Here is a 24,704-nt window from a genome sequence, read left to right on the forward strand (position 1 = left end):
GCGTATGGCACCATAACTAGGGGGTGAACGATTCTGGCCTCGTACCTGTCTGGCAAGCACCAAGGAAAGGCCGCTGAGTGGAACTTCGCGACTACATTCGTATCCTCCGCAAGAGCTGGGTGCTGATCGTGCTACTCACCCTTGTCGGAGTTGGTGCCGCCGCTGCGTTCTCCCTAGTTCAGACGCCCAAGTACAGTGCCACAGCAAAGGTCTTCGTCTCCACGCAATCCACCGGTACCGCGTCCGATCTGGTGCAGGGTAATAGCTTCACGGTCCAGAGAGTGAAGACATACTCCGACCTCGTCGCGACCCCTATTGTGCTGCTGCCCGTTATCGGCACTCTCGAGCTCGGAATTACGTCGGATGAACTAGCCGCGCGCGTAACCGCGTCCGCGCCGCTCGACACGTCGATTATCGACATCGCTGTGACCGACACTGACCCTGTGCGCGCCGCTGACACCGCCAATGCCATCTCACAAAGCCTCACAGCGGTCGTCGAGGAAATCGAGACTCCGCTCACAGATGACGCGATCTCCCCGGTCAAGCTCACCCGTGCGCAAGAAGCGACCGTGCCGTCCGTGCCGGTTAGCCCGAATGTGCCCCTGAATATCGCCCTCGGTGGGCTGGTGGGCCTTGCGCTGGGAGTTGGCCTAGCCGTGCTGCGTGAGACTCTCGAAACGCGAATTCGTAATGAACACGATGTCGAGGGTGTCACCGACGTCGCCATCCTCGGGGGCATCGTCTTCGATCCGAAGGCCCAGGACCGCCCCCTCATCGTGCACGTCGACCCACGCAGCCCCCGAGCCGAGTCATTCCGCACCCTGCGAACCAACTTGCAATTCCTTGACGTGGGTCGCACCGACCGCAGCTTCGTCATCACCTCTTCTATCGAGAGCGAAGGAAAGAGCACCACGGGCGCGAACCTAGCCATCGCCCTCGCGGACGCCGGGTCCAGAGTGCTACTGATCGATGCCGACCTCCGCCGTCCTAAGGTCGCCGACTACATGGGTGTAGAAGGCGCTGTGGGCCTCACGGACGTGCTGATCGGGCGCGCCGAGCTCGATGACGTCATCCAGCCCTGGGGACGAGCGCAGCTGTTCGTGTTGCCGGCCGGGCACGTCCCGCCCAACCCGAGCGAGCTGCTCGGCTCCGCGCGCATGACTCACTTCATCGCTGAGTTCAACCGCATGTTCGACGTAGTCATCTACGACACTCCGCCCCTGCTGCCGGTCACCGACGCGGCCATTCTGGCCAAGAACGTCGGCGGTGCGATCATCGTCGTCGCCGCAGGCCGCACGCAGAAAAACCAGCTCAAGGGCGCGATCTCCTCGCTCGAAAACGTCGGCGCTCCCATCTCCGGTCTCGTGCTCACTATGCTCCCCACTAAAGGCCCCGACGCCTACGGTTACAACCGCTACGGGTACGGATACGGCTACGGGTATGGCGATGAAGTCACGACTGATGAGCCCACCAGACGCGAGCGAGCCCAGCAGGCAAAGCGAGCACGGGTCACCAAGGCCAAACAGTGAGTGACCTGCCCGCCGCCCGGTTGAACGTGCTCGTTGTCTGCACCGGAAACATCTGCCGGTCACCGCTAGCCGAGCGTTTGCTGCATGCCCAGCTTGAATCCGCCGGAATCCCGGCGGTTGTCGCAAGCGCGGGGACGCAGTCGATGGTGGGGCACGACATGACCCCCGAAGCAGCGCAATTGGCGCAGCACTACGGCGCCGACCCGACTGCCCACCGCGCCCAGCAGCTGACCGAGCGACTAATCGCTGATGCTGACTTAGTGCTCACGGCTACGCGCGAACACCGCAGCGCGGTGGTTTCCCTGCACCCTCGTGCCTCCCGATACACCTACACGCTCAACCAGCTAGCCCGCCTCCTGCCCGGGGCCCTGGCCCCGTCGTCGGAGGGGGAGCCGCTCTCGCCGGTCGAGCTTGTCGAGACCCCGCAAGCCGACGCGGCCACGACCCTGCGGGCTCTCCTGGGCGACGTGTCCGCCACCCGAGGATTTTCCCCGCCCCCTACCCACCCCGACGACGACGACATTGAGGACCCCTACCGGCAGTCCGCCGAGGTATATGCGCGCGTGGGCAGTGTTGTGAATATTGCGGTCACGACTATCACCAACGACTTCGCCACCGCGGTGGGTCGCCGCTAACCCCATGCCCCGCCCACCCCGCTACAGACCCCGTGATGCCTCGCGCCGCCGCGGCTGGATCTATCTCGCCGTCATTGCGTTTATTCTCGTCGACGTGCTCCTCATCATCTGTGCATTGGGCGGCCGCGGCGCTGACACCGCTCCAGAGCCATCGCGGCCTATCCCCACGTTCACCCCGAGCGAGCAAACGCCCACTCCGACGGCCGAAGCCGCGGTATCTAACGCGATACCATCCACGCGACTGCTCTCCGCCCTTGACGCCACCACTGCCTGGAGGGCCACTACCGGGGAGTGTCCCACGGCGTCGGCCACACCGGAGATCTCCACTGATGCGGGAGCCACATGGCAGGCCACCGACGCTACGAGCGACGTCCAGGTCACGGCCTTGCAGCAACTCAACGTCGTCACTGAATCCCTCGTGGAGCTGGTGGGTTTATCCGCCGCAGACTGCACACCTCAGTTCGTGAGGTCATTCGTCGCAGGAGCGGACTACTCTGACTACCCGAGCCAGCTCGCCAGCGAGTGGTACATCGACCCAGCAGACCGGTCAATCGTCCATTCGCCTGCGGGCACGCAGGCTGCGTCGTGCTCTACGGTCGTCGCACTTGCGGCGCGCGCCGACGAAGAAGAAGACTCTGCTGCGGTTCTATGCGATGACACCCAGGTATTCACCACTGGCGACAGCGGCACAACCTGGGCCAGTCCCATTCAGGTGTCCGGCGCAGTTAATATCGCCGTAACCCCAATGGGGTACATTGTAGCGACGGTCGGTCTCCCCGATTGCAAGGGAGTGCAGCTTGCCGTCCTGACTACTGAACAGCAGTCGGTTCAGCAGACAGGATGTCTCGCTGTTGATCTGCCAACGGAGATTATGCAAGATAACGTGGCCATTTCTGAAGCGGGCGGCACGGTGTGGGTGTGGGCTGGCGATTCAGTTCAGCGATCCATCGACTGGGGAAGGACCTGGCAGTAGCCAGGTGTAACGCGGGGGACCATGAGCAAGACACAGGTAGGCGGAGCGACGGCCAACACCAGACGTCAGGGACGCAACTGGCGCGATGTGTATGCTGCCCGACTGGTTCTCACGGATCTTCTCGTGCTGGTCTGGGTGGTATTCGGTGTCCAAATCTTCTGGTTTGGGATTGCCGCTGCGGACGTTCGTTTTGGTGGCAACCTCACCGAGGTCGCTGTTAGTTATACCGCCATTTCTCTCACCATCATTACGGCGTGGATGCTGATGTTGGGGATCTATGGTAGTCGTGGATATCGCGTATTAGGCACTGGCCCCCAGGAGTACCGGCAAGTCGCTGACGGCACAGTTAGGCTATTCGGCCTCGTCGCAATCGTGTCGTTTCTCTTCCAGATCGACTTCGCCCGCGGTTACATTCTCATTGCATTTCCCCTCGGACTTGTTGTCCTCGTTTTCTCTCGATGGATCTGGCGACTGTGGCTCGGCGCCCAGCGACTGGATGGAAAGTTTTCGTCCAGAGTGCTGCTCGTGGGCTCCCAAGACTCGGTTATCCACCTGGCACGTGAACTGGCGAGGCAATCAGCAGCGGGTTATCTGGTTGTGGGAGCTTGTATTCCGGGAAGCTTCGGCCTCGATTACCTGCCCGGCACGACGGTCCCCGTGTTCGAGAACATCGACAAGCTTCAGGACGCGATGGCCGCTGTCGGAGCAGATACCGTCGTGGTCAGCAGCAGTGATGAGCTTCCCCCGCAGCGAATGCGCGAACTTAGCTGGGGACTGGAACCCGGTCGCCAGCACCTCGTAGTGGCGCCTAGCCTTATCGATATTGGTGGGCCGCGTATTCACACTCGTCCCGTTGCCGGACTTCCGCTAATACATGTGGAGACTCCTCGGTACGAAGGAAAGCGCCAGTTCGCGAAAAGAACCTTCGACATCATTGGAGCCGGCGGTCTGATTCTTGCTCTCTCGCCGCTTCTGGCGCTCATTGCGGTGTCAATTCGTCTAAGCACACCTGGCTCTGTCCTCTTCCGACAAGAGCGAGTAGGGCACAACGGGGCTCATTTCAGAATGCTCAAGTTCCGCTCGATGGTTGTGGATGCTGAGCTTCAGCTGAGCGGGTTGCAGAGCCAGGCACGTGATGAGGGCAACCGCGTGATGTTCAAGATGAAGAATGACCCCCGCGTGACTCCAATCGGTAGATTCCTGCGCCGGTACAGCCTCGACGAACTACCCCAGCTCTTCAATGTCTTCGGCGGGTCTATGTCACTCGTCGGACCTCGTCCTTCTTTGGAAAGCGAAGTCACAGAATACGAATCTCACGTGCACCGCCGATTTCTTGTTAAACCGGGGATCACTGGACTCTGGCAGGTAAGTGGTCGATCGAACTTGTCGTGGGCCGAGACAGTCCGCCTGGACCTCTATTACGTAGAGAACTGGTCCATCACGGGTGACATCTCCATCCTGTGGCGCACCGCGAAGGCTGTGATGGCACAGGAGGGCGCCTACTGATGATGATGATCGGACGGTACTCAACATCAGCGATATTCGAATATCTTCGGCGCAAATAGGAAGAGCAGAAACTTAGAGTGATGGGACGACGTAAGTGACCGCCAAGGATCAGGAAGTCAAGAAAACGGTGGCAATTGTCGGCACGAGGGGGTATCCGAGCTATTACGGCGGGTTCGAAACTGCGGTGCGCAGGTTGGCACCGTTTCTCGTACGTGAGGGTTGGGATGTCATCGTATACGGTCGTCACGGTGCCACGAAGGACGATGATCCCAGCCGCGAACCACTCGTCAAAAGACGAGTGACCCCAGGAATCGAATCGAAGTCGTTGAGCACCCTCTCCTACGGGCTAACTGCATGTCTAGATGTGGTTCGAAGCAAGCCGGACGTCGTGATCGTAATGAACGTTGCCAACGGTTTCTGGCTGCCTCTTCTGAAAGCACGGGGAATTCCAACGCTTGTGAACGTGGATGGAATTGAGTGGGACCGAGCCAAATGGGGCCGCTTCGCGAAGCTCATGTTCCGGGCAGGCGCAAAGATGACAGCTTGGTTCGGAGATCGCTTGGTTTTTGACGCACGAGCCATTGCTCGTCGTTGGGACCGGGAGTTTTCTAGAGGCGGCGAATTTATACCTTACGGTGGGGATATCCCCGCGCTCCTGCCGATAGAAGAGGGACTCAGTCATCGCGGCTATATTCTTGTGGTCGCCCGTTTTGTCCCGGAGAACACCGTTCCCGAATTTCTAGCTGCAGCTCGGACCCTTGCGGAATCGTGGCCGATTGTCATCGTTGGCTCGGGGGGGTATGGCGGGCAACTCGACGATCAGGCGAGAGCTCTGGCGGCGTCCTCAGCGAATGTGCACTGGCTTGGTCACGTGAGCGATGACGTGCGGCTGATGTCACTTTGGCAGCATGCCGGTGTCTACTTCCACGGTCATAGCGTCGGAGGGACGAACCCCGCCCTGGTGCAAGCTATGGCCTGCGGCGCGCCGACGGTGGCTCGAGATACGGAGTACAACCGTGAGGTCCTCGGGGAAGACGGCGGTCTGTTTGCGGAGCCCACGCCTGCCTCAATTACGCGCGAGATCGACCTGCTGATGAGGAATTCACTTCGTCAAGAGCACCTCAGCGGGCTTGTTGTGAAGCGTGCAAGTGCGGAGTACCAGTGGAGTGGAATATGCGCAAGATACAACGAGTCTCTGATGAAGCTAATCGACCGAGCGGAAAGGTGAACGTCCAATGAAGATCTTGGTGATAAACAAGTACTGGCGGAATCTGGGCGGTGTCGAGACTCACACATTTGCGGTCGCTAAGTGGCTGGCTGACTCCGGGCATGAGGTGATCCCATTTGCCATGCAGGAAAGTGAAACCCTTCCGACCCCTCACTCGGCATTTTTCCCGAGTGAGGTGGACTTCAGAATGCGATCTGCGCGAGGCGCGATCAAATCTGTGGAACGCTCGACTATCTCTGGCGAGACCAAGACGAAGCTGCGTGCCCTCCTTGATGAACACAAGATTGAAGCTGCGTACGTTGTCCATGCGTACCACCAGCTCGGCACAGTGGTCTTGAACATCCTCGCGGAGCGCGGAATACCCACGGTATTGAGTCTTCACGACTACAAAATCGCGTGTCCCAACTATCGGCTGTTTTCGGAGCGGACCAACAAGATTTGCACGAAGTGCCTTGATCACCGATCAGGGTTTCTCTGGGCTCCCGTGGTTGAGCGCTGTTGGTCTGGAAGCGCTATAGCGGGTATAGCTCTTACGTTAGAGGCTACCGCTACGAGGTTGAGGCGAAGCTATCTCGCTCCGGCGGTCGTTGTGACCACTAACTCATGGCAAGACCGATCTGCTATCGCTGCGGGCGTGGATCCTGCGCGAATTCTGCGCATTCCGCACCCGGTTGAGCTGGAACCAGAAAGAGAAACTCCATCGGACGCAGATCTCGTCATGATTGGACGTCTGGTACCGGAAAAGGGTACGGACATCATCATTCGGGCATCGGCGTTGAGTCGCATACCTGTGACCATTGTGGGAGACGGCCGCGATAGAGGGGCGCTCCAGGCTCTAGCGACCGAACTGGGGGCTCCTGTTCGTTTCACCGGGGCGCTGTCGCTCGATGAGACGCGCGAGCAACTTAAGGACTCTGCGGGCCTTCTTGTGCCGTCTGTTTGGCACGAAGTTAGCCCCTTGTGGTCTACGACGCAATTGCGCGGGACGTCCCAGTCGCGGGCTCCGATGTAGGAGGAATCTCTGATCAGTTGGCGGAAGGGCGAGGTTACTTGGTCGAACCCGGTGACGTCACAGCCTGGGCCGCGGTCATGGAGGAGATGATCAAAAACCCGGCCGGAGGCATCCAGAAGAGTCGTGCCGCCAGGGATTTCGCAGCCACACACTGGTCCCCGGACTCATGGGCGCACAACCTGACTGGTGCGTTCTCAAAGGCCGGAGTCAGCCTCACAACTGAGAATTCCGATTCTTCTTTAGATGTGCCGGAAAGCGGAAGCGGGACCTCAATTGTCTGACCATATCTTCACTCCAACGGCGGGTATTGAGCTTGGGGCCGAAGATGACCTTCACTTCGCGCGTGCTGACTCACGCATGCGAAGGTATGTGCCCCAACCGAATCTTCAACGCCACTGCGCAAGGTGGTCTGAGTGACCCTGGCTGGCGAGACCACCGATGGGTCAGTCAATGATTCGTATGCACTACTAGTTGTAGTTACGTATCGTTCCGAGTCGCACATCGATGAACTTGTGGATGTCTTGGGGGACTGGCTGAGTAGCGGGGCCGGCCGAGTCGCAATAGTCGAAAACAGTGGATCCAAGTCCCTGATTCGCGCTGTCGAGAAGCACCTCGCGTTCGCAGCACCGCGAACGCTTGTCCGCCTCAACGATGTTAATTCCGGGTTTGCCCCAGCCGTCAATGCGATGTTTGCAGAAGCAAGATCGACATGGGGCCCTCCGGAGCGTGTGATTCTGCTCAACCCGGATGTTCGGACTAGTTCTGCGACCATCACAAGCCTCTGTGACGTTCAGGACCGGGAAGGGTACGGAATTGTCGCACCTTTGCTTGTGGGAGAGGACGGGCACACGATCGACCGCGGGAGCATGCGACGTAGGTGGAACAAGAGGAGACTGTTCGCTGAGGTGATCGGCATACCGAAAGCTGCCAAATTCTTGGGCACGAGGGACCGGAATTTATCACGTCAAGAAATGGGTGCTTCAGGACGTCTCACTGTCGACATCACCTCCGGCGCTTTCATGGCAATTCGGTCAGACATCTTTGGAGATGGACTGGATGAGCGGCTTCCGATGTATTTGGAGGATCAAGAAATCTGTTATCGATCCCACCAACTTAAGTCAGGGGTTGTTGTCGCGTCCAATCTCGTTGCGACACACCTCGGGGGCGAAAGCCGAAAGTCAAACCTCAAGAGCCAGCGTGCTCTCCGGATGATGGAACTGGCGGATGCTCCTCTGCGATCTTGGGCTGACTGGAGTGGCGGGTCTTTAGGTGTCGGACGACTAATCGTTAGGACGGGCGGCCTTGTCAGGGTGATCCTGGCCATCTTGATGAGTCCCCTTCGTCTGCGGACACGCGAGAGCCGGAGTTGGCTCAAAGACCAGCTCGTCCTTGGCAGTTGGTTCATGCGCTATCGAGTCCGACGCCACAGCGCGTCTGGAGATCTGCGATGAGGCATCTTGCTATATCTGTGTCGCGCTCGGTACACGAGCCGGTACGTGGTGGTGCGTCTTGAATTCAGCGACGGAAGAATGGGACGGTCGCGGAGATACACGAAAATCGCTCGTGTCGATTTCGTGGTTTGTCCCATACTCCGGGATAGACCACGCAGGTGGTGAACTTTTACGTCGTCACTTGCAGGCGCTACTCCACGACTATGAGGTCGCGTTATTTGCCCCCGACGAAGGTCACAACCTCACTCCGGGCGATACCCACGATCCTGAGAGTGTTTCAGTTTTCAAGCTCGGGGGCACCATCCTGTCCCACAAATGGATGAGGCCGGCCAGAAAGACGCTGAGCTTTCTAAAAGGTGCAACATTGGGGTCTGATTTCGAGTTGGCGGCCCACCGTAGTCGGGTGCTGAAGAATCACCTTAGGGCCGCTTCGGTCGTAGAGTTCCAGTGGATTGAGAGTGCCTCTCTCGCAGGATGGGTACGCAGGATCGCGCCTACGGCGAAGCAAGTCTTGATCGTGCACGATCTCAACTCGCAACGCTGGGCAAGGCTGATTGAACACGAACCGAAGAGATCTCGGCGGATGGTGGCTCGAGTGCGAGCCTGGCTATCGAACCGAACCGAGGCCCGAGTGCTCAGGTCGGTAGATCACATCGTGGTGCTCAGTGATAAGGACCGAGACCTGGTGAAGGCCGTTTGTGAGCGTGCAACCGTCTCCGTGATCAATCCGCCTCTGGGAGTGGAGGGAACTGAAACTCGCGCCGTGGTGACTCCGGCGTCGTCAGCCAGTCGTGTGCTTTTTGTTGGGGCATTTGGGAGGCCAGAGAACAGCGAAGGCGCCCTCTGGCTAATTAAGGAGGTGTGGGAAAGAGTCAGACGACAAGTGCCGGACGCGACCCTGATCTTGGCTGGTTCCAAACCACCGCCCTGGCTCGTGGATGCGGCTGAATCTAGTGAAGGTGTCCTGGTCACCGGCTATGTGGACGATTTGTCGCCATATTTCAAGCAGGCTGATGTGTTTGTCGCTCCTCTTTTCCGAGGAGCAGGCGTGAAATTCAAGACAATTACCGCGATGCTGCATTGTGTTCCGGTAGTCTCGACGACAGTGGGCGCTGAGGGAATATCCAACGCTTCTTCCTACGTTTCTATCGTGAATGACGCCGACGGCTTCGCAGATGGAATTATCTCTGGCCTCACCAACATGGCGGCGCGTGAGGCGGCCGTGAAATCTGCATTCCAGTGGTGTGAAGGTCGCTTTGGTGAAGAGAAGTTTGCGGATGTTATAGGCCAGCTGTACCACCGGATTGAACAGAGTTCCAGGTAGATGAAAAGTACGCATAGAGGGGCCGATTCAGAATCGGCTCATTCCAACCTCACGGGCATGGGGTTGCGGTCCCGATCCAATACCAGCCCGGGCGAGCGGAGAAGACGTGGCTGAAGCCGTCCTTTTAATTCCGGCCTGTGTCTTCCTCGCACTCTTCACACAACGTTTCGGCTCGGCCGTAGCCATAGTCGTCGTTCTTGTAGGGTCGCTGGCGATCTTCCCCGTTGTACTCACATCTACTGTGCGTGCGCCCCATGTTGGGGTTGCGGGACCTGGCTTAGACATCTCCACGTACGGAGCAGGAGTCTGTCTGGCTCTGCTGATCGCCTTGTTTAGTCACGGCAGCGGGAGCAAGACTCAGCCGCTATGGATGTTCCTGCCTTTCGTTGTTTTCCTAATAGTTGGCATGTGCTTTCTCTGGTCGGGCACGAATGAGCAGGTTGCGGGCACTTGGCAGTATCTGCTGGGAGTAGGTGGCTGGATCGTTGGTGGATTCGTAGGGAGGAAACTCGTCGTCGGTCAAGGTGGGACCGCGGGTGCCTTCACGACTGTCATCTTCTGTGCGATCGTGATTCAGTTTGCGCTGAGCGTACTTCAGTGGGTGGGCGTGCTTGCGCCTTCCGTCGACGCGCAAACAGCCGAGCTTGTGGGCGGAAGAGTTAGCGGTTCGCTCAATCACCCAAATAACCTTGGCAAGACGCTTTTTCTCCTGATGGCGCTTTTGCTTCCGTTCACCAAGTCTGACAATCGGCGGATCCGGCTGACCTCGCAGGCTGGCTTGATTGTCGCGCTGATTCCGCTGGGCCTTACTGGTGGGCGAGCGGTACTCGCCGGTGCCATTCTGCTGATGGGAGCTTGGGCGGTCCTGCAGCCCGCCGCGCTTGATCGTGGGCGGCGCTTTGTCCTTCCTGCAATGGCCGGATTGGCCGTTCTGATGTTCGGAGGGGCAGCGCTATCTCGACTTGAAGAAGACCCAACGGGAGGGTCGCGGGACCGCCTTCTAGCAGTTGCTCTCGACCTGATACCGTCGCACCTTTGGACCGGGGTGGGCCCGAACTCATACGTCACTGCCGTGGGTCCATACGATGCGCTTACGGCGACCGGATGGCCAGTTCACAACACTTTCGTGTTGGGAGTCGTCGAACTTGGCCTCATCGGAGCAGTGTTGTTGTTCGTTCCCGTGGTGTGGGCTGCCCTGCGGGCCGTTGTGCACCTGGGACAAAAGGGCCCGCATGCTGCGTTTTCCGCCGCCGCGATTTCGAGTATCCCCGGCCTTCTGCTGATCGGAACCACAGGGTGGGGAATGCTCGCGGGGCCGATATTGCCATTGTGGTTTTTTGCAATGGCGGTTTTAACGAGTGCGGCCAGCGAAAACGGCCTGCGCGCGGGCCGGGCCAATGGCCAACAGGCATTCGAGCGCGAACCAGGCCTGACGTTCCTCGCACAGGCAACAAAGCAGACTTCCATGAAAGGTAAATAACGATGCGCTCAACAAAACTCTTTTGGTGGGCCCCTTCGCGGTCCATCAGGGCCTTAGTTCCAGAGCTTCGTTCAAATCCGGGTGTCTGGGCGCGCCTTGCCGTGTCCAGCCGACGGCTTTTGAAGAATTTCGGTGATGAATTTTCGCCCATGGCGTTGGAGTATGCGACGGGTAGGCGAGTGGAGTGGGCACCCTTGGGAAGCGCGGATGTCGTTGCAATCGGTTCCGTTCTAGACCTAGCCATCGAAGCGCAATCTGACGCGTTGTATTGGGGCACTGGAGCAAGAGGCCCGTTGAACGGTGTGTCACTAAGCTCATTCGATACTTCCCGCGTTCTAGCCGTCCGCGGACCATTAACAGCTGACGCGATTGGTCATCCAGATTCCACTCTTGGTGACCCTGGCCTTTTGATTTCTGAGTTCATAGCCAAAGCGGATAGGCGTAAGAAGCTGAACCACCGAGTATTTGTTCCGCATTTTCGTACGTGGGCTTCAGCGGCCGGAAGGCAAGAGATTCGGATTGCCAGGTCATCCGGCTATTCGATAGTCGAGCCAACTCGATCACCGATCGCCGTGGCGCGACAGATAGCGTCCGCACAGTTTGTGGCTTCTTCCAGTCTCCATGGACTGGTCTTCGCTCACTCTCTAGGAACTCCTGTTCAGATGGTCCTCCCGACCGGCGGTGAAGACCCTTTCAAGTATCGAGATTACTTTTCATCGATGGAATTGCCGTTCGACCCGATCACGATTGATTCTCTAGTCCTCCCTTCCACTGTGTCGCAGCGATTCGCGGCCCTCGAGAGAGATGCGAAGGTTGCCGCAACGAACGCCGCTGCCTTGAGTGAGGGCCTCCTGAGGGCTGCGAGTCGAGCGTGAGCACGAGCCGGGTTCACGCTCGGGGCGCCGGCGAGAAGGAGTCTAGGTCCTTGATTGCGCTCGTGAGAATCACGTCCAATCGCGACCCTTCGGAGGAGCTGAGTTGGCCTCTCTAGGGCAACAGGCGGCGAGGGGTGGGGGAATTACGCTCCTGGGTCAAGGGGTGAAACTAGTTCTGCAGATTGCCAACCTCGTAGTGTTGAGCAGGATACTTAGCCCTCGGGATTTCGGTCTTGTTGCTATGGTCACGGCCTTGATCGGTGTCGGTGATGTAATTCGGGATCTGGGACTGTCGTCCGCCGCAATGCAAGCCCGGACATTGTCGCGACACCAAAAGTCGAATCTGTTCTGGATCAATTTGGGACTCGGCGCTTTCCTCGCCGTGGCGACATTTAGCGTCGCTCAGCCGATCAGCGCCTTTTACGGAAAGCCCGAGTTGGTGGCGATAACCAGTTGGCTGGCACTGACTTTTCTTCTGAATGGCTTTCAAACTCAGTTTCAAGCCGAACTGGGTCGGAACCTTCGGTTCTTTAGTCTTGCTTGGACCGAACTATTGGCTCTGGTGCTGGGATTCGCAGGCGCGGTCTCAGCTGCTCTGCTGGGCTACGGATTTTGGGCATTGGTGGTCCAGCAGCTTGTTCAGTGTTTCTTCATGACGCTATTGCGAGTAGCGTCGGCGAGCTGGTGGCCGGGACTGCCTCGACGACATGCGAACATGGGTGGCCTGCTCAGATACGGCGGCAATTTGACCGGCACCCAGGTGCTCGTTTACGCAAGCTCGAATATCGACAGTGTTATCGTAGGAGCCGCTTTCGGATCGACCACGTTGGGTCTCTACAACCGGGCGTTCCAACTTCTTTCGGCTCCTCTCAATCAGTTTTTCTCGCCCATAACGCATGTCGCGCTGCCCGTATTATCTAAGCTGCAGGACAGCGCGAGTGAATTCATGGCCTACGTAGTTCGAGCGCAGCTCGTACTCGGCCACTCTGTGGCTTTTATCTTCGCGGCGGTGATTGTTGCGGCGGAACCTTTGATTCGCATCGTGCTGGGCGATCAATGGACGGCGTCCTCTCCTATATTGCAGATCCTGGCGATTGGCGGAGCCGTGCAAGCTGTGAGTTACCCGGCCTACTGGGTCTTTCTTGCACGCGGGCTGACTGGTGCCCACCTCAGGTTTTCCCTAATCTCCCGGCCCGTGGTTATTGCGATGATTGCTCTTGGCAGCATTTTCGGCGTAGAGGGCGTCGCTGCCGGCTATGCGGCAGGCATGTGCATTACCTGGCCGTTGTCGCTCTGGTGGCTTTCGCGTCAGGGTGTATCAGACGTCAAGCTTCTCCTCTTCACAGGATTGAGGGTCCTTGCTGCTGGCGCCTTAGCTGGCAGCGCTACGGGAATTCTCGTCCACTTGATTCACCCAAGCAGTTCGGTTGCGCACATCGTTCTCACTGCCGTTTTCTTGTTTGCGTCATACTCCATATTGATTCTCGTGAGCCGAAAACTGCGATCGGACCTAAGAGCCATGGTGCTCGTGCTGATGCTGCTGCGAGGACGTAAGGCAATCGGGCAGGAGACGCAGCCGCCCGCAGGCACGATGCGGGGTAGGGGGCGTTCTGCTTCGATGTGGCGCCTCGCGTCTAGAAGCCGAAGGAAAGCAAATCGGGAGTGAGTATGAGCTGAATGCTAGCGTCAGCCCCTGGTCGCCGCGCGACTCGGATCCTGACTCTGGATTCTGGGACGGACATGCCCTTGCGGCATTATGGACGGCGTACCCCAAACCTGTTTGGCGGAATAGGAGTGCAAACGCCGCCTTTCAGAATCGTCGTCCACCCCTGCGAATGGCGAATTACCACTAAAGAAGGGCGCAAGTTGAAGATCCTCGTTACCGGCGGCGCCGGTTTCATCGGCTCGAACTTTGTTCGCCGCACCCTGCAGGACGCCTACCCGGGCCTGGAAGGCGCTGAGGTGGTCGTTCTCGACGCCCTCACCTACTTCGGGAACCTGGAGAACCTGGCCCCCGTGGCCGACTCCCCCCGGTACTCCTTCGTGCAGGGCGACATCCGTGACGGTGCCCTGCTCGACACTCTCTTCCCCGGCCTGGACGCCGTGGTGCACTTCGCTGCGGAGTCCCACGTGGACCGCTCCGTCCGCGACGCGTCGATCTTCGTCGAGACCAACGTGCTCGGCACCCAGCAGCTGCTCGACGCGGCGCTGCGCAACGACCTGCCCCGGTTCGTGCACGTGTCCACCGACGAGGTCTACGGCTCCATCGCCGAGGGCTCCTGGAACGAAGAACGCGCCCTCGAGCCCAACTCCCCGTACTCCGCGTCGAAGGCCGGAAGCGACCTGCTCGCCCGCAGCTACCACCGCACCCACGGCCTGAACGTGTCGATCACCCGCTGCTCGAACAACTACGGCCCGTACCACTTCCCCGAGAAGGTCATCCCGCTGTTCGTGACCAACCTCATCGACGACCTGCACGTTCCCCTCTACGGCGAGGGCAACAACATCCGCGACTGGCTGCACGTGGACGACCACACCCGCGCCATCGCCATGGTTCTGGTCAACGGCCGCGCAGGCGAGATCTACAACATCGGCGGCGGCACCGAGCTGACCAACGTCGAGCTCACCCAGCTGCTCCTCGACGCCACCGGTAAGGACTGGTCCTACGTCGACCGCGTCGCCGACCGCCTCGGCCACGACCTGCGCTACTCCGTGGACATCTCGAAGATCCAGGCCGAACTCGGCTACTCTCCCGAGGCGCCCTTCGCCCAGGGCCTGGCCGACGTCGTGCAGTGGTACCGCGGCAGCCGCTCCTGGTGGGAACCGCTCAAAGCCCGCGCGGCGCTGAGCTAGCAGCCGATAGCCGAAGCGCATACCGTTTGCGCTGTCGGGCGGTTGCAGTGGGCGGGTTCGAAGACCTGGACGGTAGCGTTGACCTAGCTTCGCACCCGATGCACACCAGAACGGACCCAGAATGTCACATTCCCACGCTCGCACTCGGCGATCCCGACCGGTTCGGCGCAGGCGACGTGTGGCTGTGTGGGTCATCTGCAGCGCGGTCATTCTTGTCTTGGGTGCGGTTGCCTGGGTGGGCTCGCGGGCGTTGATGGCGAAGAGCGAACTGGAGAGCGCAATTCCGTTGGCGAGCGCTGTGCAAGACCAAGTGGTGGCAGGGCAGAGTGCGGAGGCAGGTGGCTCTGCGGATCAGCTGGTGAAGCATGCAGTGCGGGCCGCCGACCTCACCAGCGACCCCATCTGGCGGGCATTCGAAGTGATTCCCGCACTCGGCCAGAACCTGTCGGCGGTGCGCCAACTGGCGGCAGTCGTGGAAAACATCGCCACGGGCGCGGTCGCGCCGCTGACAGAGGCTGCTGGATCCATCGATATCGAGGCGTTCAAGCCGACAGACGGAGCTATCAACGTGCAGCCTATGGTGGATGCCCAGCCCAGTGTGGCCCGGGCCGCGTCAGCCTTGTCGACGGCCCAGACGGATATTTCTGCGATCAACTCTGCGAACAGCATTGGTCAGGTCAGCGACGCAGTGAATCAACTTCGCGAGGTCGTTGACGGTGCTGCTCTGAGCATCGACTCCGTGGACCGCGCAGTGCGCCTTCTGCCCTCAATCCTGGGGGTCGCTGGCCCTCGCGACTACCTGGTGCTGTTCCAGAACCCCGCAGAGCTGCGTTCGACAGGTGGCATTTCCGGAGCGGTCGCGCTGCTGCACACGGACGGCGGTCAAATCTCGCTGGCTCAACAGGTGTCGAGCGCCGAATTTAAGCATTTTGACTCACCGGTGCTGGAATTACCCACGGAGACGCGCGGCATCTACGGTGACATCACGGGCCGTTTCATCCAAGACGTGAATCTCACGCCCGACTTCACCCAGTCCGCGAAACTCGCCCAAGAAATGTGGCGCCTGCAATTCGGCCAGGACGTGGCCGGGGTGTTGTCCATCGATCCGGTCGCTCTCAGCTACCTATTGCGGGCCACGGGTCCGATCACGCTTCCGACGGGCGATGTCATGTCTTCGGAAAACGCCGTGCAGTTGCTGTTGTCAGATGTATATGCGCGCTACCCCGATACTGATGACCAGGACGCGTTCTTCGCGTCAGCGGCAGGGTCAGTGTTCGCCGCAGTGGCCGGTGGAAGTGCCGACCCCCTAACGCTTGTGCAGGCTCTGGCCCGTGCGGGCAGTGAACATCGTGTTCTCGTGTGGAGTGCGGACGATACGGAACAGAGCATTCTGGCCGATACCACCCTGGCGGGTGGGCTGCCGATCAGTAGTGCAGACACTGAGCGGTTCGGGCTCTACTTCAATGACGCGACGGGCGCCAAGATGGGACCTTTTTTGGACGTGCAAACGGCGGTCGGGCAAACGATATGCCGTAACGACCGTCGGCCCAATTACGCGGTTGACGTCATACTCACCAACACTGCGCCCGCAGACGCCGCGACGGCGCTGCCCGGATATGTAACCGCGGAAGGAAACTTCGGCGTGCCCCCAGGAAGCGTCAAGACGATCGTGTCGGTCTACGGCGCACCCGATATGGACAATCTCGGACTTACCCGGGACGGTGTGCCTGTCGGCTACCACCCGGCGACAGATAGCGGCTACCCGGTAAGCGGAATCGCCATCGAACTCGCGCCGGGCGAAACCACGACCATTCGATTCAACTGGTTGGGCGGCAGCGCCGCAAAAAAGACCCAGGAGCTACAAATGACACCCGTTATTCACAGGAATGAAACAAGAAAACTGGAAATAGCCTGTTAACGTGCCCTAGTCTAGAAAAAGCCTCATTCGAGGTCTGCCCCATTCGGGGCACGCCAGTGTCGGCAAATACGTTCTAAATCCAGCAGGGGGTACCACCATGGCAAAAAGACCTTTGCGACTATCGCACTCGCGGTTCTCGCAGTCTTCGCAGTTCCGGCCGCAGCTAACGCTGCCGGCTACGTCCCGGAGAGCAACGTTGTTGTCTCTGGCACCGTCGCACCGGGAGCAACGGTCGCCGTTGCTTTCACCGACGGATCCTTCACTCCCGGCGAAACGGTTTCGTTCGCTGTCACCGGGTCTGGTACCGCCACCCTCTCTGTCGTCAAGGCCGCCACGGTCTCGCTCACCAAGTCAGCAACGGGTGCGGGCGCCGCCAGCGTTAACGTTGTGCTTCCGGCCGACGCGACGGGCACCTACACAACGACCGCCACCGGCCTGACCTCTGGTACCGTCGGCACCGCAGCCATTAGCCTCGCTGCAGCAGACTCCGCCGCAGGCTCAGGCTCGTCCGCTAACGGCGGACTTGCCAGCACTGGCTACGACGCACCGATGCTCGCCATCTGGGGTGCCGCCGGAGCACTGCTGCTCGGTGTGGCGCTGACGGTCGCACTGACCGTTGTGCGCCGCCAGCGCGCCAACGCATAATCGCCCCAACAGGCTAGAGGCACCACCTTCCGACACTGTGTGTGGTAGCTAGTCAGCAAAACAGAAGGCCCCGAACATTATGTTCGGGGCCTTCTGTGTGTTCCGCGGACGCTTGAGTAGGCAAGTTGCACTGTCCCGGTATGCTCTGATGCATGGGCGCAATCGAATGAAAATTTCAGTTATCGGCTGCGGATATCTCGGCGCAGTTCACGCCTCGGCAATGGCCGAATTGGGCCACGAGGTCGTCGGCATCGACGTGGACGTCGACAAGATTCGGGCTCTTGCAGAGGGAATCACGCCATTCTACGAACCTGGCCTTCCCGAGGTGCTGTCGTCTGCACTTGCATCCGGTCGTTTGCGTTTTAGCGCGGACATTGCGGATGCCCGTGGTTCAGCCGTGCATTTCATCGCCGTGGGCACTCCGCAAAAGGCGGGCAGCAACGCTGCAGACCTGCGATTCGTGGACGCCGCTTTACACGCACTGATACCACACCTGCAGAAGGGCGACCTGGTCGTCGGAAAGAGTACGGTACCCGTCGGTACCGCTGCGCGCCTCGCTGAGGTGCTTTCTTCGTCCGGAAGCGGAGCCATATTGGCGTGGAACCCCGAATTCCTCCGTGAGGGGTTCGCCGTGCAGGACACGATTGCCCCCGATCGTTTGGTGTACGGCGTTGCGGCCGGGGAAGATGGGCGCCGGGCGACTGCGCAGCTCAACGAGGTCTACGCCACCGCGATTGAGGCCGAGACCCCTTTGGTCGTCACTGATTACGCCACAGCTGAACTCGTCAAGGTCGCCGCTAACGCGTTCCTCGCGACCAAGATCAGCTTCATCAATGCGATGGCGGAAATCGCGGAGGTTTCGGGTGCAGACGTGACCCAGCTCGCTGACGCGATCGGCTACGACAGCCGCATCGGTCGACGATTTCTCAACGCAGGTGTGGGGTTCGGCGGAGGGTGCCTTCCCAAAGACATCCGTGCCTTCACCGCACGAGCCGAAGAGCTTGGTCGTGGCGAGTCGGTTGCTTTCCTGAAAGAAGTGGACGCCATCAACCTGCGGCGGCGTCAGCGTGTTGTCGACCTCACTGTGGCTGCGTTGGGCCGCTCCGTGCACAACGCCAAGGTCGCAGTATTAGGGCTGAGCTTCAAGCCGCACTCCGATGACGTGCGGGACTCACCAGCTCTGGACGTCGCCGTGCAGCTGAGAGGCCTTGGTTCTGACGTAATGGCAACTGATCCCCAAGCCATTGAGAATTCACGTTTGCGTCACCCGCAGATCACGTATTCCACAGACATCGAGGAGACTCTTCGCGGTGCCGACGCGGTGGTCCTCGTCACCGAGTGGCCCGAATTCAAGTCAATAGACCCAGTCTGGGCAGCCGGACTCGTGAATTCGCGCACCATCATCGACGGGCGCAATACGCTGGACGCGGCAGCATGGCGAGACGCCGGCTGGAACTACTACGGATTGGGCCGACCCTAAATGGCATTGCAAGACCCCCGCTTAGTCGCTTTTGACCTCGATGACACCCTGGCTCCCTCGAAGTCACCCATCGATCAGCGCATGGCGACGTTGCTGGTGAGGCTGCTGGAGGTGGCAGAGGTGTGCGTCATCTCGGGCGGACAGTTCGCGCAGTTCTCCATGCAGGTCATCGATAACCTGGCCGGGGTTGACGACAGCGCACTCGCGCGCTTGCACCTCATGCCCACCTGCGGTACTCAGTACTACCGCCACCAGTCTGGGGACTGGGAGCAGGTCTACGCCGAGAACCTCACCGATGACCAGAAACAACGCGCCCTCGCCGCAGTGGAGACGACGGCTCGTGAGCTGGGCTATTGGGAGACCGAGACGTGGGGGCCCATCCTTGAGGACCGGGGCTCCCAAATCACCTTTTCGGCCTTGGGCCAGGCGGCTCCCGTAGCGTCAAAGACAAAGTGGGATGCTGACGGTGCAAAGAAGACGGCGTTGCGGGAGGCTGTTCAGGCTTTGCTGCCCGATCTGGAGGTTCGCTCCGGCGGATCGACATCCGTGGACATCACCCGCCGGGGGATCGATAAGGCGTACGGTATGACCCGCCTGGCCGAACTCACCGGGATTCCGCTGGCAGACATGCTCTTCATCGGGGATCGACTCGACGAAAACGGCAACGACTATCCCGTGAAGGCACTCGGTGTCGACTGCGTTGCCGTCGAGAATTGGGAAGACACGGCGTCGGTGCTGGACGACCTGATCCCCACTCTCGTCCCTTAGGACGTCGCTGCGATATTGAGGCCTTGCCTTCAGCTCGTACTCGTGTGTTTATGTACGCACACACTGTACGACTGGAGGCAACCCGATGCCCAATGTCCTGACTGCCCTATCACCGCGCTCGCTCTTCCTGCGTCGCGGTCGACGTTGCCGCCAATGCGGATCGCCGATCGCCGATCGCGAACGCTACTGGTGCTCCGACGAATGTGAGGAGTACTGGGTGGATGACTGTCTGTAGGACTATTCGCCGTTGAGGTCTGCGGTAACTCGAGCGCTCTGATCAGGGCAGTTCTTGGCCGCGGACTGCTCGAGCACGCGGTGGGCCAGTTCCACGCGTGATTCCTCGGAGAGTCCCTCGGTGGCGTAGGTAGCAAGCACCTTGTCGACGGCGGCGTTGAGGTCGATGTCGGGGTGCTCGGCGAGGTTGGTACAGACAACCTGGCTGTAGAGGTTCACCATGGTCTTGGTCTGCTTGTCGAGCAGCTGCGGTTCCGTAAGTGCCGTCGGCGTCGGCGTTGCCGTCGCCGTGGGGGTTGCCGTGACCGCGGGCTCTGGGGCGGAGCACCCTGCGAGAAGGATGGCGCCGAGGAGAACGGTGACTGGGGCTTGAAGACGCATTCCGTGAGCATACCCAGTGTGGGATGCGAATTCACCCGTGGCCTCGGCCGGGTTCACATGGTGCGGATGGCGTAGAGGGCCAGAGCGGCCACCACAACCGCGGCGATAGTGACGAGGATCACGCGGGCGGCTAGCATCCCCGCGCTGTGTTCGTGCCGTCGGTACCAGCGGCGAATCCGACGAGTCCGTCGGCGGATTCCCATGCGGCCCAACCTAACGGACGGTGACTTCAAATGCACCCCGAATGAGGACCCCCAGTTCGGGTGTAGGTGAAAAGGGGGACACTAGCCCGGTCTGAACCGGCGGTCTATGGTGTGCGCACCGCATCCCGACTGTTCCGCAGGAGGCAACCCGATGCCCACAGTGCCCGCAGTGCAACCCGCCCCGGTGCGACATGAAGCGCCGCCCGCCCGCCGGCGGGTCTGGCACATCGTGTTCCTGGTCTTCGGGGTCGTCGCCGTGGTGGTGTTCGCGGTGGCGGGTGTCACGGTCTTCAACCTCACCCGCAGCTTCGATGCGGTCGAGAAGATCCCGGATGCGTTCCCGGCCGCGAGCGTGGACCGGCCGCCGGTCTCCACGGGAACCGCGGCCACGGCGCTGAACTTCCTGCTGCTCGGCTCCGACTCCCGCGGCGACAGCACCGGCTCGATCGCGAACATCAGCGGGCAGCGCTCCGACACCATCGTGATCCTGCACATTCCCGCCGACCGCGCCGGCCTGTCAGTGATGTCGATACCCCGCGACAGCTGGCTCGAGATCCCCGGTTATGGGGAGGCCAAGGTGAACGCGGCACTGTCGTATGGCGGAGTACCGTTGGCGGTGCAGACCGTGGAGGGCCTGATCGGGGCGCGCATCGACCATGTGGCGGTGGTGGACTTCGCCGGTTTCAAGGCTGTGACGGATGCGCTCGGCGGTGTCGACATCGACAACCCAATCGCCTTTGACTCGTACCATCTCGCCGGCCACGTCTTCCCGCAGGGCGTGCAACACCTCGACGGCACCGAGGCTCTGGCCTTTGCCCGGGAACGCTACGCCTTCACCGACGGTGACTTCCAGCGGGTGCGTAACCAGCAGTTGCTCATCCGGGCCCTGCTCAGCGGTGTGATGCACAAGTCCACCCTGACCGACCCGGGCAGCATGGGGGCGGTCATCGGGGCGGTCACGCCTCATCTGGCGATCGACGACAAGCTGTCCTCCGCCGACCTCGTGGCTCTCGGCGTGGAGCTGCGTGACGTGCGGGCGGACGACGTGTCGTTCTTCACCATTCCCACCGCCGGAACGGGCACAGCAGACGATGGTCAGTCGATTGTCAACCTGGACTGGACGGCCCTCCCCTCGGTACAGGACGCCTTCCGCGCGGATACCGTCGGAGCGCTGGCGCAGCAGTAGGTTGCGGGCTGACTAGGTCAGGTAGCCGTCTTCGGCAGCGCGGCGGATGAGATCCCCCCGCCGACTGGCCGGCCTGCCGACCTTGGCGTACTTCTCACGTACCCGGCGGAGGTACGTCTTGGCGGTCTCGTATTGCACTCCCATGTGCTCGGCCACATTCCTGGTGGTGTGGCCAGCCGAGTAGAGACGGAAGGCAGTGACTTCTCCAGGGCTCAGGAGGGGCGGTAATGGCCGCTGTGCACCTCGTGGGGGTGCGGGAAGGGGTTCCAGCGCCTCCAGGCGTGACGGGCGACCCATGACCGCGCGGGCCGCCTCCATGAATTGAGCCATCGAGAGATCCTTGGTGAGGTAGCCCGTGGCCCCGGCGAGACGGGCACGGTCGTGAACCTTCCAACTGTCGACGTTGCTGACCACGACCACGTTGGCGCCGGCTGCCCTGCACGTGCGCACCCGAGCTTCGATAGACACCGGTCCGGCGATGTGGTCGTCCAGGACCACCAGGTCGGCAGGGAAGTTGGGATGGTGCACGAAGTCCGCCCAGGTGGTCGCGGTGAGGACCAAATCAAAGTCCGGCGCGTGCTGTCCGATCCACGCGCCCATGCCGTCCAGCAGTAGTTCATGGGTGTCCAGAAGGCCAAGCCGGATCGGTGCGGTGTCGTCACGCGTGGTCACAGAGGAATCTCACAGTCAGGTTGGCGGCAGAGGGTTCATGGCGGCCCTGAGAGGTGGAGAGCTAGGAGGCGGGTCCGAGGTGCCCACCACTGAGTCCCGGAGGACCAGCCTACGCGCTCACGTCGTCTGTGATCCTGCCTTGTAGACGAGAGCGGGGGAGCGGGAGCCGATCGCGGCGAGCAGCACCAGCGCCAGCAGTGCACCGAGCAGGGACCCGGAGGTGTTGGCGATCACATCCATGACGGTGGCGTAGCGAGAGGGTAGGAAGACCAGCTGCCCCAGCTCGGTGACGCTGCTGGCGACCAAGCCCGCCAGAACGGCCATCCACCATCGTGCACTGCCGAGAAGAATCACACCGAGCAGCCCGACCGGCACGAACAACGCAATGTTGGCGGTGAATTCCACGAGCCCGTAGTTGAACCACGTCGGCACGCCGTGCGCATGCAGGTGGGCCAGGACGGTCGTGATGGGGCGGTGCGCACCTCGGTCCACCGGGGTGGGCCAAAATGCGATGAGAGCAAGAGCCACCAGGTACGCAGCTGCGAGGACAAGGGCGCCGCGCCGCAGGGCGTGAGGTGCGCGCCGGCTGTCAGTGCTCATGCGACTCTCCCTCCTGCGGAACGGGAGAGGCCTCCGGCACGGTTCATCGCGGGAGGACATCACCGTCAACGGACCAAGTGACCAGACTAGCGAGCCGCTGCTGTGAGGCCAAGGGGAGTCAGCGGCCGGGCACCTCGACGCGCTTGGGCAGCAGGAACACCAGGAGCAGGGCCACCACGCTGAGCGCGGCGCTGACCGCCATCGCCAGGGTGGCGCTGTCGGTGAATCCCGTGGCCAGGGCCTCCGGGCCGGGGCCGGCCACCACCAGGGTGCCGAAGAACACGCTGCCCACGACGGCGATGCCCGCGGCGCTGCCCACGCGCTGCATGACGCCCACCACGCCGCTGGCCGCACCGGCCTCGGCACGGTCGACGGTGGCGACGATGAACGACACGTTCGGGGCGATGAACGCGCCACTGCCCAGGCCCGCGATGAACAGCGGCGGCAGCAGGAGCCAGTTGGTGAGGTCGGCCGGGTCGGTGATCAGCAGCACCAGCCACACCCAGACGAGTCCAACGGTGACCAGGGCCACGCCTAGCACCAGTACGGTGCGGCCCAGGCGCTGGGTGAGCCTGTTGCTCTGCGAGGACGCGATGATCGAGCCGATCGCGAACGGAATGGAGACGAGCCCGGATTCGAGCGCGGTGTGACCGAGACCCGCCTGCCAGAGGATGGAGATGGTGAAGAAGATGCTGGTGAAGGCCGCGAAGTAGACCAGGGCCAGAATCACGCCGCCGGTGAAGGCCGGGTGGGAGAACAGGTGGGGCGGCACGAGCGGGCTCTGGCCGGCCTTGCTGACCCGCACCTCCCAGGCGCCAAACGCCACGATCAGCAGGGCGCCTGCGGCGAGTACGAGGTAGGTCCAGACCGGCCAACCGCGGTCCTGGCCTTCGATGAGCGGCACGAGCAGTGCAACAAGACCGGCCGAGACCAGCAGCAGGCCCACCCAGTCGATGCGGGAGGACGCGGCGGCGCCCGGGTCGGAGGCCGTGCCGGTTCCGGAGGGCAGCAGAATGGCGGCCGCGATGAGCGCGACGATGCCAATGGGCAGGTTTACCCAGAACACCAGGCGCCAGCCGTTCTCCACGCCGAAGGCCTCGATGATCAGGCCGCCCACGATCGGGCCGAGCGCGGTGGACACGCCGATGACCGAACCCATGATGGCGAAGGCCTTGCCGCGGAAGCGCGGCGGGAACATCAGCTGGATGACGGCCGTGACCGCGGGCACGAACATGCCGCCCGCGAGTCCCTGCACTACCCGGGCCACGATGAGCTGCAGCTCGTTCTGAGCCAGACCGCACGCCAGGCTGGCCACAGTGAAGAGGGCCAGGCCGGTGAAGAAGACCCATTTGTGGCCGATGCGGTCACCGATGCGGCCGGCCGGGATGAGCGCCAGGCCGAAGGCCAACGCGTATCCGGAGATGATCCAGGAGAGAGTCGCCTCCGACGCGGTGAGGCTGGTCTGGATGCTGGGCAGCGCCACGTTGACGATTGTGGTGTCGAGCAGAGCCATGAACATGCCGGCGAGCAGCACGATGAGCGCCTGCCAGGCACGGCGGGAGACGGCGGGAGCCGGCGACGCGAGGGGGGAGTCAGACATGAGGGCCTTCCGGGCGCAGAGGAACAGAAAAACCCCCACTCGCAAGAGTGGGGGTTTCTTCTGTCGGGGTAACAGGATTTGAACCTGCGACCTCGTCGTCCCGAACGACGCGCGCTACCAAGCTGCGCCATACCCCGATGGCCCTGTAGGC

The 24,704-nt window shown here is 61.2% G+C and carries 22 protein-coding genes and 1 tRNA gene; 17 read left to right on the forward strand and 6 right to left on the reverse strand.

The features are described 5' to 3' along the window. The first annotated feature begins 77 nt into the window (after positions 1-77). The 16 genes from KY500_RS00050 (at position 78) to KY500_RS00125 (ending at position 19,677) form a co-directional block, all read left to right on the forward strand. Complete coding sequence (locus KY500_RS00050; RefSeq protein ID WP_219901838.1) at positions 78-1,529, forward strand: polysaccharide biosynthesis tyrosine autokinase; 1,452 nt, start codon at positions 78-80, stop codon at positions 1,527-1,529. After that, complete coding sequence (locus tag KY500_RS00055) at positions 1,526-2,164, forward strand: low molecular weight phosphatase family protein (protein WP_219901839.1); 639 nt, start codon at positions 1,526-1,528, stop codon at positions 2,162-2,164. Before KY500_RS00050 ends, KY500_RS00055 begins: the two co-directional genes overlap by 4 nt. Before the next feature lie 385 nt (positions 2,165-2,549). Next, the gene (locus KY500_RS00060; protein ID WP_219901840.1) at positions 2,550-3,137 is read left to right on the forward strand and encodes a hypothetical protein; all 588 of its coding nucleotides are present in this window, start codon (positions 2,550-2,552) and stop codon (positions 3,135-3,137) included. 21 nt (positions 3,138-3,158) lie between these two features. Continuing rightward, the gene (locus KY500_RS00065) at positions 3,159-4,643 is read left to right on the forward strand and encodes a sugar transferase (RefSeq protein ID WP_219901841.1); all 1,485 of its coding nucleotides are present in this window, start codon (positions 3,159-3,161) and stop codon (positions 4,641-4,643) included. 94 nt (positions 4,644-4,737) lie between these two features. After that, positions 4,738-5,871, forward strand: a complete 1,134-nt coding sequence (locus KY500_RS00070; RefSeq protein ID WP_219901842.1) for a glycosyltransferase — start codon at positions 4,738-4,740, stop codon at positions 5,869-5,871. Between the two features lie 7 nt (positions 5,872-5,878). After that, positions 5,879-6,883 (forward strand): glycosyltransferase family 4 protein, encoded by a 1,005-nt coding sequence (locus KY500_RS19645; protein ID WP_219901843.1) that lies wholly within the window; start codon positions 5,879-5,881, stop codon positions 6,881-6,883. Further along, the gene (locus KY500_RS19650) at positions 6,832-7,164 is read left to right on the forward strand and encodes a glycosyltransferase (RefSeq protein ID WP_219901844.1); all 333 of its coding nucleotides are present in this window, start codon (positions 6,832-6,834) and stop codon (positions 7,162-7,164) included. Before KY500_RS19645 ends, KY500_RS19650 begins: the two co-directional genes overlap by 52 nt. Positions 7,165-8,446: 1,282 nt before the next feature. Further along, positions 8,447-9,658, forward strand: a complete 1,212-nt coding sequence (locus KY500_RS00085) for a glycosyltransferase (RefSeq protein WP_219901845.1) — start codon at positions 8,447-8,449, stop codon at positions 9,656-9,658. 106 nt (positions 9,659-9,764) lie between these two features. Beyond that, positions 9,765-11,138 (forward strand): O-antigen ligase, encoded by a 1,374-nt coding sequence (locus KY500_RS00090; RefSeq protein ID WP_219901846.1) that lies wholly within the window; start codon positions 9,765-9,767, stop codon positions 11,136-11,138. Between the two features lie 2 nt (positions 11,139-11,140). Next, positions 11,141-12,013, forward strand: a complete 873-nt coding sequence (locus KY500_RS19655; RefSeq protein ID WP_370626852.1) for a polysaccharide pyruvyl transferase family protein — start codon at positions 11,141-11,143, stop codon at positions 12,011-12,013. A gap of 103 nt (positions 12,014-12,116) precedes the next feature. Next, positions 12,117-13,679 carry a lipopolysaccharide biosynthesis protein gene (locus KY500_RS00100; RefSeq protein WP_255579597.1) on the forward strand — a complete coding sequence of 521 codons (1,563 nt, stop codon included), beginning with the start codon at positions 12,117-12,119 and terminating at the stop codon, positions 13,677-13,679. Between the two features lie 200 nt (positions 13,680-13,879). Beyond that, positions 13,880-14,866, forward strand: coding sequence for a dTDP-glucose 4,6-dehydratase (gene rfbB, locus KY500_RS00105; RefSeq protein ID WP_219901849.1), 987 nt, complete (start codon positions 13,880-13,882; stop codon positions 14,864-14,866). A gap of 178 nt (positions 14,867-15,044) precedes the next feature. Then, positions 15,045-16,784 (forward strand): DUF4012 domain-containing protein, encoded by a 1,740-nt coding sequence (locus KY500_RS00110; protein ID WP_219901850.1) that lies wholly within the window; start codon positions 15,045-15,047, stop codon positions 16,782-16,784. Positions 16,785-17,171: 387 nt separating this feature from the next. Then, entirely contained in the window at positions 17,172-17,429 is a 258-nt protein-coding gene (locus tag KY500_RS00115) for a hypothetical protein (RefSeq protein WP_219901851.1), read from the forward strand. Positions 17,430-17,595: 166 nt separating this feature from the next. Then, positions 17,596-18,909, forward strand: coding sequence for a UDP-glucose/GDP-mannose dehydrogenase family protein (locus KY500_RS00120; RefSeq protein WP_219901852.1), 1,314 nt, complete (start codon positions 17,596-17,598; stop codon positions 18,907-18,909). Next, positions 18,910-19,677, forward strand: coding sequence for an HAD-IIB family hydrolase (locus KY500_RS00125; RefSeq protein ID WP_219901853.1), 768 nt, complete (start codon positions 18,910-18,912; stop codon positions 19,675-19,677). A 237-nt stretch (positions 19,678-19,914) separates the two neighbouring features. On the opposite strand, the gene KY500_RS00130 is transcribed toward KY500_RS00125, so the two are convergent. Then, positions 19,915-20,292 carry a hypothetical protein gene (locus KY500_RS00130; protein WP_219901854.1) on the reverse strand — a complete coding sequence of 126 codons (378 nt, stop codon included), beginning with the start codon at positions 20,290-20,292 and terminating at the stop codon, positions 19,915-19,917. Positions 20,293-20,345: 53 nt separating this feature from the next. Further along, positions 20,346-20,495 carry a hypothetical protein gene (locus KY500_RS00135; protein WP_219901855.1) on the reverse strand — a complete coding sequence of 50 codons (150 nt, stop codon included), beginning with the start codon at positions 20,493-20,495 and terminating at the stop codon, positions 20,346-20,348. A gap of 151 nt (positions 20,496-20,646) precedes the next feature. Here KY500_RS00135 and KY500_RS00140 point away from each other — a divergent pair, with 151 nt between their 5' ends. Continuing rightward, the gene (locus KY500_RS00140; protein ID WP_219901856.1) at positions 20,647-21,681 is read left to right on the forward strand and encodes an LCP family protein; all 1,035 of its coding nucleotides are present in this window, start codon (positions 20,647-20,649) and stop codon (positions 21,679-21,681) included. 12 nt (positions 21,682-21,693) lie between these two features. Here the strand turns inward: KY500_RS00140 and KY500_RS00145 are convergent, their stop codons facing one another. The 4 genes from KY500_RS00145 to KY500_RS00160 all read right to left on the reverse strand — a co-directional run bounded on the left by KY500_RS00145 (position 21,694) and on the right by KY500_RS00160 (position 24,690). Further along, positions 21,694-22,353, reverse strand: coding sequence for a DNA-binding response regulator (locus KY500_RS00145; protein WP_219901857.1), 660 nt, complete (start codon positions 22,351-22,353; stop codon positions 21,694-21,696). Positions 22,354-22,470: 117 nt separating this feature from the next. Then, positions 22,471-22,953 (reverse strand): VanZ family protein, encoded by a 483-nt coding sequence (locus KY500_RS00150; RefSeq protein WP_219901858.1) that lies wholly within the window; start codon positions 22,951-22,953, stop codon positions 22,471-22,473. Positions 22,954-23,071: 118 nt separating this feature from the next. Then, a complete protein-coding gene (locus KY500_RS00155; RefSeq protein ID WP_219901859.1) occupies positions 23,072-24,553 on the reverse strand; it encodes a DHA2 family efflux MFS transporter permease subunit in 1,482 nt (493 codons plus the stop codon). A gap of 63 nt (positions 24,554-24,616) precedes the next feature. Then, a tRNA-Pro gene (locus tag KY500_RS00160) sits at positions 24,617-24,690 on the reverse strand. Positions 24,691-24,704 lie beyond the last annotated feature (14 nt).

It is taken from the genome of Cryobacterium sp. PAMC25264 (assembly GCF_019443325.1).
GTDB lineage: Bacteria > Actinomycetota > Actinomycetes > Actinomycetales > Microbacteriaceae > Cryobacterium.